9 protein-coding genes are annotated in these 10893 nt (G+C 71.0%); 5 read left to right on the forward strand and 4 right to left on the reverse strand.

Going from position 1 to position 10893, the window contains the following annotated elements; translation table 11 throughout:
• Positions 1-330: sigma-70 family RNA polymerase sigma factor (locus ASG05_RS16800; RefSeq protein ID WP_369814029.1), on the reverse strand; the 330-nt coding region annotated here is incomplete at its 3' end.
• 96 nt (positions 331-426) lie between these two features.
• On the opposite strand from ASG05_RS16800, the gene aroA reads away from it, so the two are divergent.
• From aroA to ASG05_RS16170, 4 genes are all read left to right on the forward strand, one after another.
• Positions 427-1842: a 3-phosphoshikimate 1-carboxyvinyltransferase gene (aroA, locus tag ASG05_RS03070; protein ID WP_056257175.1), complete on the forward strand. Its 1416-nt coding sequence runs from the start codon at positions 427-429 to the stop codon at positions 1840-1842.
• A gap of 37 nt (positions 1843-1879) precedes the next feature.
• Complete coding sequence (rsgA, locus tag ASG05_RS03075) at positions 1880-3010, forward strand: ribosome small subunit-dependent GTPase A (RefSeq protein ID WP_082486279.1); 1131 nt, start codon at positions 1880-1882, stop codon at positions 3008-3010.
• A gap of 315 nt (positions 3011-3325) precedes the next feature.
• Positions 3326-4087, forward strand: a complete 762-nt coding sequence (locus ASG05_RS03080; RefSeq protein WP_056258338.1) for an inositol monophosphatase family protein — start codon at positions 3326-3328, stop codon at positions 4085-4087.
• A 370-nt stretch (positions 4088-4457) separates the two neighbouring features.
• A complete protein-coding gene (locus ASG05_RS16170) occupies positions 4458-4598 on the forward strand; it encodes a hypothetical protein (RefSeq protein WP_157490027.1) in 141 nt (46 codons plus the stop codon).
• Positions 4599-4659: 61 nt separating this feature from the next.
• Here ASG05_RS16170 and ASG05_RS03085 read toward each other — a convergent pair whose 3' ends face one another.
• The 3 genes from ASG05_RS03085 to ASG05_RS03095 form a co-directional block, all read right to left on the reverse strand.
• A complete protein-coding gene (locus tag ASG05_RS03085; protein ID WP_056257178.1) occupies positions 4660-6183 on the reverse strand; it encodes an MFS transporter in 1524 nt (507 codons plus the stop codon).
• Between the two features lie 146 nt (positions 6184-6329).
• Entirely contained in the window at positions 6330-7550 is a 1221-nt protein-coding gene (fdhA, locus tag ASG05_RS03090) for a formaldehyde dehydrogenase, glutathione-independent (protein ID WP_056257180.1), read from the reverse strand.
• A gap of 295 nt (positions 7551-7845) precedes the next feature.
• Positions 7846-8895, reverse strand: coding sequence for an LCP family protein (locus ASG05_RS03095; protein WP_056257183.1), 1050 nt, complete (start codon positions 8893-8895; stop codon positions 7846-7848).
• Positions 8896-9277: 382 nt separating this feature from the next.
• Here ASG05_RS03095 and ASG05_RS03100 point away from each other — a divergent pair, with 382 nt between their 5' ends.
• The gene (locus ASG05_RS03100) at positions 9278-10825 is read left to right on the forward strand and encodes a hypothetical protein (protein ID WP_056257186.1); all 1548 of its coding nucleotides are present in this window, start codon (positions 9278-9280) and stop codon (positions 10823-10825) included.
• Positions 10826-10893 lie beyond the last annotated feature (68 nt).

Genomic DNA, 10893 nt, shown 5'->3' on the forward strand with positions numbered 1-10893 from the left:
GCGCTGCTTCTTGCGGTACGTGTTGATGAACGTGTTGGTCTGGATGCGGTACAGCCAGGCCTTCAGGTTGGTGCCCTGCTGGAACTGCGCGAAGGCGGCGTACGCCTTGACGAAGGTCTCTTGGACGAGGTCGGACGCGTCGGCCGGGTTGCGCGTCATGCGCATGGCCGCCGCGTAGAGCTGGTCCATGAACGGCAACGCCTGGTCTTCGAACAGGGCGCGCTTCTCGGCGTCGGCGTCGACGGCCTCGAGGGCAGCGTCGACGTCGGCCTCGGTCGGTTCGACGTCGGTCGTGGTCGGTGTGGGCTCGTGGCCCTCGGGGGTGCTCATCAGGGCCGATTCTAGTTCGGCGACGGTGATTTCCCTCGGTGCAAGTGCGACAGGCACAGGTCCTCCAGGTTCTCGCTGCATTACTGTGGTGAACCGATGCAGGTGTACAGGTATTCCGGGCCCGAGTTCTCTCCTTACGGCGACGGGAAGGTTCCCGAGGTCGACGAGGGGCGCTGGGTCGCGCCCACCGCCTCCGGCCCGTTACGCGCCTCCACGGCGTTGCCCGGCTCGAAGTCGCTGACCAACCGCGAGCTCGTGCTCTCGGCGTTGGCCTCGTCGCCGTCGACGCTGCGCCTGCCGCTGCACTCGCGCGACACGGCCCTGATGGTCGAGGCGCTCAAGGCGCTCGGCACGACGGTCACCGAGACGCCGAACGACTCCCCCTTCGGCCCCGACCTCGTCGTGACCCCCAGCGAGCTGCAGGGTGGTGCGACCGTCGACTGCGGGCTCGCCGGCACCGTCATGCGCTTCCTGCCCCCGGTCGCGGCGTTGGCGCTCGGCCCGGTCACGTTCGACGGCGACGCGAGCGCCCGCAAGCGTCCGATGCGCACCACGATCGAGGCCCTCCGCGCGTTGGGCGTCGAGGTGAACGACGACGGCCGGGGCTCGCTGCCCTTCAGCCTCTACGGCACGGGCGAGGTCGAGGGGGGCGACGTCGAGATCGACGCGTCGGCCTCGAGCCAGTTCGTGTCGGGCCTGCTGCTCTCGGCGCCGCGCTTCGAACGCGGGCTCACCCTGACCCACACCGGCGACCGCCTGCCGAGCCTGCCCCACATCGAGATGACGATCGACGCGCTCGCGTCGCGCGGGGTCGAGGTCGAGTCGCCGTCCACCGGCGTCTGGGTCGTGCCTCCGACGCTGATCGAGGGTCGCGAGGTGGTGATCGAGCCCGACCTGTCGAACGCGGCGCCGTTCCTGGTGGCGGCCCTCGTCGCCGGCGGCACCGTCTCGATCGCGCACTGGCCCGCCGAGACGACCCAGGTCGGGGCCGACCTCGTCGACCTGCTGCCCCTCTGGGGCGCGACCGTGACGCTCGACGGCGACACCCTGACCGTCGACGGCGGGGTCGGCCTGATCGGCGGCGGCTCGTTGCCGGGCGTCGACGTCGACCTGTCCCGTGGCGGCGAGCTCGCCCCGGCCCTGGTCGCCCTGGCCGCCCTGGCGTCCGGCCCGAGCACGATCACCGGCATCGGGCACCTCCGCGGTCACGAGACCGACCGTCTCGCGGCCCTCGCGGCCGAGATCAACGCCCTGGGAGGCGCGGTGACCGAACTCGAGGACGGCCTGCGCCTCGAGCCGTCCCCGCTGCACGCCGGCCAGTGGCGCACCTACGAGGACCACCGCATGGCGACCGCCGCGGCGATCATCGGCCTCGCGGTCGAGGGCGTCGAGCTCGACGACGTGCGGGTCGTCGCCAAGACGCTGCCGCAGTTCGTCGAGCTGTGGGACGACATGCTCGGCCGGGCCGTGCACGAGAGCCCCGCCGACATCGACCTGCTCGGGTTCCTCTAGGCGCCGGGCCGACGACGATGAGCGGGTGCGCGGAACGATGAGCTGGTGGAGCGACGGCGACGAGGCCGACGACGAGGGCGACTACGCCCAGTACGACGAGAGCTCGGTGCGGGTGCGGCCGAACCCGAAGGGCAACAAGCCGCGCACGAAGCAACGGCCGGCCTACGCGAACGCCGAAGAGGGCGTCGTCTGGACGGTCGACCGCGGTCGCTACGGCGTGCTGATGGACGCCGGCACCCCCGACGAACGCGAGATCACGACGGCCCGGGCCCGCGAGCTGGGCAAGAAGAGCGTCGTCACGGGCGACCGCGTGGGCGTCGTCGGCGACACGAGCGGCTCGGAGGGCTCGCTCGCGCGCATCGTCAAGGTGCACGAACGCTCGACCCTCCTGCGACGCAGCGCCGACGACAGCGACGCGGTCGAACGGGTCATCGTCGCGAACGCCGACCAGATGCTGATCGTCGTCGCGGCCGCCGACCCCGAGCCCCGCCCGCGCCTGGTCGACCGCTACATGGTGGCCGCGTTCGACGCCGGGGTCGAGCCCATCCTCTGCATCACGAAGACCGACCTCGCCGACCCGGCACCCTTCGCGGCCCACTTCTCGTGCTTCGACCTGCGCATCGTGACGACCACGTCGACGTCGTTCGACGAGGTCGCCCCCGGCGGGCAGGTCTCGCCCGCACTCGACGAGCTGCGCGGCGTCCTCGACGGCCACGTGACCGTCACCGTCGGCCACTCCGGTGTCGGCAAGTCGACGCTGGTCAACGCCCTGACCGGGTCGCGGCGCGAGGTCGGGGTGGTCAACGCCGTCACCGGTCGCGGCCGCCACACCTCGTCGTCGACGGTCTCGTTCAAGGTGCCGACCGGCGGCTGGATCGTCGACACCCCCGGCGTCCGCTCGTTCGGCCTCGGGCACGTCGACCCCGCGAACATCCTCAAGTCGTTCGCCTCGCACGCGATCCCCGCCGAGGGCGAGCCGGTCGACGGCATCCCGCTGGCCGAGGCCCACGACTGGGAGATCGTCGACCGCATCGAGGCCGGTGAGCTCGGCGACGTCGGCCGCGAGCGGCTCGAGTCGCTGCAGTCACTGCTCGCGTCGAAGGGCGGGGTGAGCGGGCGCGACCTCGCCGCGGCCGCGGACGACGCGCGCAGCGACGAGCTCGGCTAGCCGCCCCCGGCCTCGAGGGGCCGCGCCCGCACGCCGGTCCGCGCCGCACCGCACCGCACCGCGATTCGTGCAGCACACCCGGACTAGTCGCGGTGCCGTGCACGAAGCGCGGTGCGATGCCCGCCCAGGAGGCGCGGGTCGAGCCGGCGGGCGGGTCGCGGACGAGCAGGGCGGGCTCGGTACGCTGACGGGGTGACCGATGCTGCCGAGCCGACCCGCGCCTCCTCGTCCGACTCCGACTCCGACCCGACGACGACGACGGGCGCCCGCACCGCGGCGGCCGACCCCGCGGGGGCGGCGGCCTGGGCCGACGACCTGGCGCTCGCGCTCGAGCTGGCCGACCTGGCCGACGCGATCAGCACCGAGCGCTACCGCTCGGCCGACCTGCACGTCTCGCTGAAGCCCGACCGCTCGCACGTGACCGACGCCGACCAGGCCGTCGAGCGGGCGATCCGCGAGCGGGTCGCCGAGGCCCGCCCGGGCGACACCTTCTACGGCGAGGAGTACGGCCACGACGCCCCCTCGCACCGCCAGTGGGTGGTCGACCCGATCGACGGCACGGCCAACTTCTTGCGGGGCGTGCCCGTCTGGGCGGCGCTCGTCTCGCTCGTCGTCGACGGGGTGCCCGTCGTCGGCGTGGTGAGCGCCCCGGCGCTCGGGAGGCGCTGGTGGGCGACCCAGGGCGGCGGCGCGTTCTCGACCGAGCACGACGGGCCGCTGCGCGTCTCGGGCGTGCGCGACCTGGCCGACGCCTCGCTGAGTTTCAACGGGCTCGACTACTGGATCGACGCCGGCCGCCTGCCGCAGCTGCTCGACCTCACGAGCAAGGTGTGGCGGACGCGCGCCTACGGCGACTTCTGGTCGTACATGCTCGTCGCCGAGGGCGCGGTCGACGTCGCGGGCGAGTTCGACCTGCAGCCGTACGACATGGCGGCCGTGGCGGTCGTCGTCGAGGAGGCCGGCGGACGCTTCACGAGCGCCGACGGGCAGCCGGGGCCCTGGCACGGCACGGCGATGGCGACGAACGGGCTGCTGCACGAGACCGTCCTCGGGATCGTGGCCGCGCCTCCTGCCTGATCGCGCCGTCGGGCTCGGGGAGGCACCGCCTTCTGCGCCTGATCCGGTACGCACCGGATCGACGCCCACGGGGGAACCACCCCCGCTCGGGCTGATCCGGTACGAACCGGATCGGCCCACGGCCAGCCGGCTCTCCCCACGCCTCGGGTCGAGGTTCATCCCTGCGACGGAGGGCGACTCAGCCCTGCGCTTATGTTCACGCAACGTCCGGGCCGCTTGACTGGTCGCACGACGTCGCCGGCCCCGCCAGGGGCACCGATCATCTCGGGCAGGGGCGTCAGGGGCTCCGCCGCCCGTGTCCCTGTCACGGGCGGCCGAGCCTCGCCGACAGCTCCACCGACCGCGTCACCAGCCGACCGAGAGGCCACCCATGTTCGTCACGCCCGCCGCCACCGTCTCCGCCACGACCGGCCCCGTCGCCGGGTCGGTCGACCCCGCGTCGATCTCGCTGCTCGGCACCCGCCAGGTCGACGTCACGAGCTACGTCGTCGAGGCCTTCGCCCGCCTCTGACCGACCGGGTGGCCACCCCAGGAGGCGCGGCGCACCACAGTGCAACGGTCACCTCCGACACCTACGACGCCTCGGCCGCCTGGCCCACGCGCCCCTTCTTGCGGGCGCGCAGGTCCATCAGCCCGAGCACGAGCGCCACGGCCACGAGGGCGATCGTGACGAAGAAGCCGTTGCGGTAGGCCTCGTGGTAGACGTCGAGGTCCGAGCCGGCGGCTCCCCCGGCCCCGGCGATGACCGAGTAGAACGTCGAGACCGCGGCCGCCGTGCCGATGGCGGTGCCGGCGCGTTGCCCGACCTGCCCCATCGAACCGGCGACGCCGCCCATCTCGACGGGCACCTCGGCCAGCGTCAGCGTCTGGTTCGGCGAGATGACGAAGCCCCCACCGGTGCCGGCGATCAGCATGCCGACGCCCATCGCGTAGGGCGTGATCTCGCGGGGCGTGAGCACGGCGGCGAGCAGCAGGGCGACGAAGCCCACCGCCACCAAGACCAGGCCGAGCACGACGAGGCTGCGGCCGAAGCGGTCGACGAGGCGCCCGCCGTAGAAGGCGGCGACGGCGCTGGTCAGGGCGAACGGGATGGTCACCATGCCGGCGTAGACGGGTTCGAGGCCGAGCCCCTGCTGCAGGTAGAGAGTCGTCAGCAAGAACGTCGCGGGCAGGGCGCAGAAGTACACCGTGGCGATCAGGGTTCCGTTGCGGTACGACGCCAGCGAGAAGAGGCTGAAGTGCACGACCGGTGACTTTCCCTTGGCCTTGTATCGCTGCTCCCACCAGACGAAGGCGGCGCCGAACCCGACGAACCCGATCAAGAACAGCCAGCGCAGCGGGTCGTCGCCCTGCCCGGTGGTCAGCACGAAGGGCAGCATGAGCGTGAAGATCGTCAGCCCGAGCAGCACGATGCCGAACAGGTCGAGTTCGTTGTGGCCGTTCGAGGCCGTCCGGGTCTTCGGCAGCAGCTTCAGCGCGAAGAAGATGGCGATGAGGCCGAGCGGGATGTTCATCCAGAACAGCAGGCGCCAGCCGTCCTCGGGGCCGCCGATCGCGATCAGCAGACCGCCGAGGGTCGGGCCGAACGCGGTGCTGACGCCGATGATGGCGCCGAAGAAGCCGAAGGCTCGGCCGCGCTCCTTGCCCTGGAAGAGCTGCTGGATCAGCCCGAGCACCTGCGGCATCTGGATGCCGGCGGCGACGCCCTGCAGGATGCGCGCCGCGACGAGCAGCTCGATGGTCGGGGCGAGGGCGCAGAGCAGGCTGGCGACGGTGAACGAGGTCAGGCCGACGACGAACATCATGCGGCGCGACTTGAGGTCGCCGAGTCGGCCGGACGGCACGAGCGACAGGCCGAAGGCGAGCGCGTAGCCCGCGACGATCAACTGCAGGGCGGTGGGGCCTGCGCCGAGCGAGGCCTCGATGCTCGGCAGCCCGACGTTGACCTTCGACAGGTCGAGGATCGTCAGGGCGGCGACGCCGACGCAGACGGCGAAGGCGCGCCACTTCTGGCGGTCCTCCTCCGAGCGGGCGGCGGAGGCGGGGCGCGAGGCGTCGGCGCCTCCCGGGGCAGGGGTGTCGGATGTCTTCGTCATGGGATCGTTCCGTCATACACCTTGCACGGCACGCACCGACGCGAGGGCCCGTGGGGCGGGGGCGGCCCGCGGGGGCCGACCCGCGCCTCCCGGGCTCTGCCGGTCGCGAGGACCGGAGGCCGAGGAGGCGCGGGTGGCGACGACCGCTAGGCCGCCTTGATCAGGTCGTTCGGGTTGAGGACGTACTTCGTGGCCGCTCCCTTGTCGAACTCGGCGTAGCCGCGCGGGGCGTCCGCGAGGCTGATCGCCTGGGCGTGGACGTTCTTGGCGATGCTCGTCCGGTCGTGCAGGATCGCCATCATCAGCTGCCGGTTGTACTTCATCACCGGGCACTGACCGGTGGTGAACGACAGCGACTTGGCCCAGCCGGTGCCGAGGCTGAGCGACAGCGAACCCTTCTGGGCGGCTTCGTCGACTCCGCCCGGGTCGCCGGTCACGTAGAGCCCCGGGATGCCGAGGGCGCCACCCGCCGCGGTGATGTCCATCAGCGAGTTGAGCACGGTGGCGGGCGCCTCGTCGCTCGATCCACCGCCGTGCCCTTTGGCTTCGAAGCCGACCGCGTCGATGCCGCAGTCGACGAGGGGCTCCCCCAGGATCTGGTCGATCTGGTCGGCCGGGTCGCCCTTGGTCAGGTCGACGGTCTCGCAGCCGAAGCTGCGGGCCTGCGCGAGGCGGTCGGCGTTCATGTCGCCGACGATGACGACGCTGGCACCGAGCAGCAGGGCTCCGGTGGCGGCGGCGAGGCCGACGGGACCGGCTCCGGCGACGTAGACGGTCGAACCGACCTCGACGCCGGCGGTGACGGCACCGTGGAACCCGGTCGGGAAGATGTCGGAGAGCATCGCCAGGTCGAGGATCTTCTCCATCGCCTGGTCGGCGTCGGGGAACTTCAGCAGGTTCCAGTCGGCGTAGGGCACGAGCACGTACTCGGCCTGGCCGCCGACCCAGCCGCCCATGTCGACGTAGCCGTAGGCGCTGCCGGGACGGTCGGGGTTGACGTTCAGGCAGATGCCGGTCTTGCGCTCCTTGCAGTTGCGGCAGCGGCCGCAGGCGATGTTGAACGGCACCGAGACGATGTCGCCGACCTTGATGAACTCGACGTCGGGGCCGACCTCGACGACCTCGCCGGTGATCTCGTGGCCGAGCACGAGGTTCGTCGGGGCGGTGGTGCGACCGCGCACCATGTGCTGGTCCGAACCGCAGATGTTCGTGGCGACCGTGCGCAGGATCGCGCCGTGGTTGACCTTGCGTCCGACGTTGGCGGGATTGACGCCGGGGCCGTCCTTCAACTCGAAGGTCGGGTAGTCGACGTCGATGACCTCGACCTGCCCGGGCCCTTTGTAGGCGACCGCGTGATTCGTTGCCATGGTGATCCTCCTCGATCACGTGCGAGCACGGGAGCGTGCCCGTCGTCCGCAGGCTAGTGCGCGCGTCGATGCCCACGCATCGAATCCCAGCCAGCGCTCAGGGTGGGTTCACGCGACAGGTGTCGCGGTACGACCCGGCACACCCCCCTTCGGGGGTCACTTCGCCGTCACGATCTTCATCTGGTCCGTGCAGGGTCTTGGGGCGGGGCAGATCGGTTCGCTCGACACCGGCGTCTCGCCCTAACCGCAACCACTTCCTGCACCATGGGAACGGCGGCCCCATCCGATCCACTGCCTATCGTGAGATCTGCAGGGCGTCCAGCGAGTCGTCGGCCAGCGCGGCCTTGACGGCGTCGAGCCCGGGCTGGTCGACGTTGACGATCGACTGGCCGCCGATCGAGCCGGTGCCGGCGGTCGGGATGGTGAAGAAGTGCATCTTAGAGCCGTCGATCGCGCGCAGGCTGAAGCCGAGCGAGGCGATCGTGCCGACGTCGAACTGCTTGTCGACGGTGAGGTAGGGCGACATGGCCGTGACGAAGGCCGAGATCTTGCCGGGGTCGGTCAGGGTCGAGCGGCTGAGGATCGTGTTCGCCAGGCCCTTCACGAACGCCTGCTGGTTCTTCACCCGCGTGAAGTCGGCATCGGCGAACGCGTACCGTTCGCGCACGAACCTCAGGGCCTTGTCGCCCTCGAGCTGGTTCAGGCCGGCGACGTACGAGTACTCGCCCGACGTGAACGCCTGCGGCGAGTACACGTCCACCCCACCGAGTGCCGTCGTCATGCCCTTGAAGCCTTCGAAGTCGATGATGGCGACGTGGTCGATGCGGACGCCGAGCAGCTGCTCGACGGTCTGGACGGTCAGCGGCGAGCCACCGTAGGCGAAGGCGGCATTGATCTTGTTCGAGCCGTGGTCGGGGATCGGCACGTAGAGGTCACGCATGATCGACATCACGTAGACGTTCTCGCGGTCGGCGTCGACGTGCACGAGCATCATCGAGTCGGTCCGCTGGTCCGACGCCGAGGCGTCGTCGATCGTCGTCGGGTCGGCTCGCGAGTCCGACCCCATCAGCAAGATGTTCATCGCGCCGTCGGAGGCCGGCGCCGGACGCGTCGACTCGGCGGGGAAGGCCTGGTCGATCTTCGTCGCGTTGTCGTCGAATGAGCTCGCGAGCCGGGCGGCGTAGACACCCCCGACGACACCGACGACCACCAAGACCGCGACCAGCACCGACGCTAACGTGATCAGTGCCACGACCGGCTTGGACAGACGCCGCTTCCGCGTCGGGCCCCGGGTCGGTTCGTCGCGGTCCCCGTCGTCAGGCGTCAGAGTGAAGATGTCGCTCATGCGGCCTGCTCCCCCAGCACTCGGTCACGGATCTCGGCCAAAGCTGATTCGACTATAACAAGGGGGCACACGCTTCCTGGCTCTCGAGCCAGCCCCGAACGGGGGCCAGGCCTCACGTGACCAGCTAGCTCGCGGCCAACGTCCGTGCCCCCGAACGGGTCGATAGCAGGTCTGCGGCCGACTACCGGCCACGAGAGGGTGAGATGCGGGTGCTTCGTCAACCACCCGACGTCATCCGGACCGAACGGTGTCGTTTTCTCAGGTTCTGGATAGGTTCAGGGGGTGCTGCCCTCCGGGCCAGCACTGCATGTCTCACCCGGCGCTGGGCCGTGGGCGGACAAGCGATGACGCTTGCACCACCGAAGAAGAAAGCACTCACCACGTGATCACCAAGTTCTCATGGCGTCGTGCGGTGGCCGTTCCGGCCGTCCTCACGCTCGCCCTCGGAGGGGCCCTCCTCTCCACCACCGCGGCGCAGGCCGCGGTCGGCAACCTTGTCGTGTCGAACCCCGCGGCCGCCTCGACCGAAGCCGACCGCTCGGTCACGGTCGACGGTACGGCTGTCGCCGGAGCCAACATCCGCGTCTTCGCCGACAGCACCACCACCACCCTCCTTGCCTCGACGACGACCGACCGCACGACCGGGGCGTTCTCGGCCACCATCGAGTACGCCGACGACGCGCCTGTCAACCAGAGCATCTACGTCACGGGTGACGTCGGCACAAGCGGCTTCTCGGACCCGGTCACGCGTGCCTTCAACCTGCCCGCCGCCGTCACCCCCGTCGAGAACTTCTCCGTCACGTCCCCCGAGCTCGACGAGCAGCTCGCTTCGCGCACGGTGACCTTCTCCGGCACCGGCAACTCGGGCTCGAGCATCGTCCTCGAAGACACGAACGGCAACCCCCTCCCCGATTCCAACTCGGTGGCCGTCGTGGACGGCCAGTGGTCGATCCAGTACACCTACCCCGAGACGGCAGACCGCAACCAGATCGTGCACGTGACCCAGATCACGGGCGGCGTCGACACCGGCAACATCACCTCCGCGTTCGTCCTGCCCCAGGGCCAGACCCTCGTCATCGAGACGCCCGCCGAGGGCACCACCACCGCCACGCGCACCGTCACCTTCTCGGGCACCGGCAACTCGGGCTCGACCGTCAACGTGCTCGGCGCCGACGGCAACCGCCTGCCCGGCACCGGTGCGATCACCGTCGTCGACGGCCAGTGGTCGCTCGACTACACCTACGGCGACGACGCCGCCGTGGCCCAGACCGTCCGCGTGACCCAGGTCACCGGTGGAGCGGGTTCGGGCGACGTCACGCGTGCCTTCAACCTGCCCGCCGTGGTCGTTCCCCCGACGACGCCCGACGCCACGCTCGACGCGCCCGTCATCACCTCGCCCACCGAGGGCCAGGTCGTCGTCGGTGACCAGGTCACCTTCACCGGTACCGGCACCCCCGGATCGAACATCCTGCTCGCCGTCATCCCGACGGACCAGCTCGACGAGCTGCAGGCTGCCGAGGGTGACATGTCCTCCGCCGCTGCCGAGCCGGCCGACCCCAGCGACCCGATCGTCGTGGACGCCGACGGCAACTGGACCGTCACGCTTGCCCTGACGCCGGACGACTACACGGCTGCCGCCGTCGCGTTCCTCCTCGACGAGAACGGCGCCCCCGTGCTCGACGCCGCCGGCCAGCCGGTCGTCTCGGACCCCTCGGCTGACGTCGCCTTCAGCGTCATCGCCGCGGTCGTCCCGGCCGCCGCCCCCGCCACCCCGATCGTCACCGGCACCACCGGCCTGGCGTACACGGGTAGCGAAGGCACCGAGGCCGCGATCGGCATCGGCGCCGCCGTCCTGCTGCTCGGCTCGACCCTGATGGTCCTGGCTCGCCGCCGCGCGAAGCTCTCGACCACCGACGTGGCCGGCGAGTAACACCCGCACCACGACGACGGCCCCCGTCGCTGCCTCGGCAGCGACGGGGGCCGTCCCGCGTCCGGCGG

This window comes from Frigoribacterium sp. Leaf186, assembly GCF_001423905.1.
GTDB lineage: Bacteria > Actinomycetota > Actinomycetes > Actinomycetales > Microbacteriaceae > Frigoribacterium.

What these genes read in the sequence shown, in the direction of transcription:
- aroA (WP_056257175.1), top strand. Translation starts at nt 427, where the DNA reads ATGCAGGTGTACAGGTATTCCGGGCCCGAGTTCTCTCCTTACGGCGAC.
- rsgA (WP_082486279.1), top strand. Translation starts at nt 1,880, where the DNA reads ATGAGCTGGTGGAGCGACGGCGACGAGGCCGACGACGAGGGCGACTAC.
- ASG05_RS16170 (WP_157490027.1), top strand. Translation starts at nt 4,458, where the DNA reads ATGTTCGTCACGCCCGCCGCCACCGTCTCCGCCACGACCGGCCCCGTC.
- ASG05_RS03085 (WP_056257178.1), bottom strand. Translation starts at nt 6,183, where the DNA reads ATGACGAAGACATCCGACACCCCTGCCCCGGGAGGCGCCGACGCCTCG.
- fdhA (WP_056257180.1), bottom strand. Translation starts at nt 7,550, where the DNA reads ATGGCAACGAATCACGCGGTCGCCTACAAAGGGCCCGGGCAGGTCGAG.
- ASG05_RS03095 (WP_056257183.1), bottom strand. Translation starts at nt 8,895, where the DNA reads ATGAGCGACATCTTCACTCTGACGCCTGACGACGGGGACCGCGACGAA.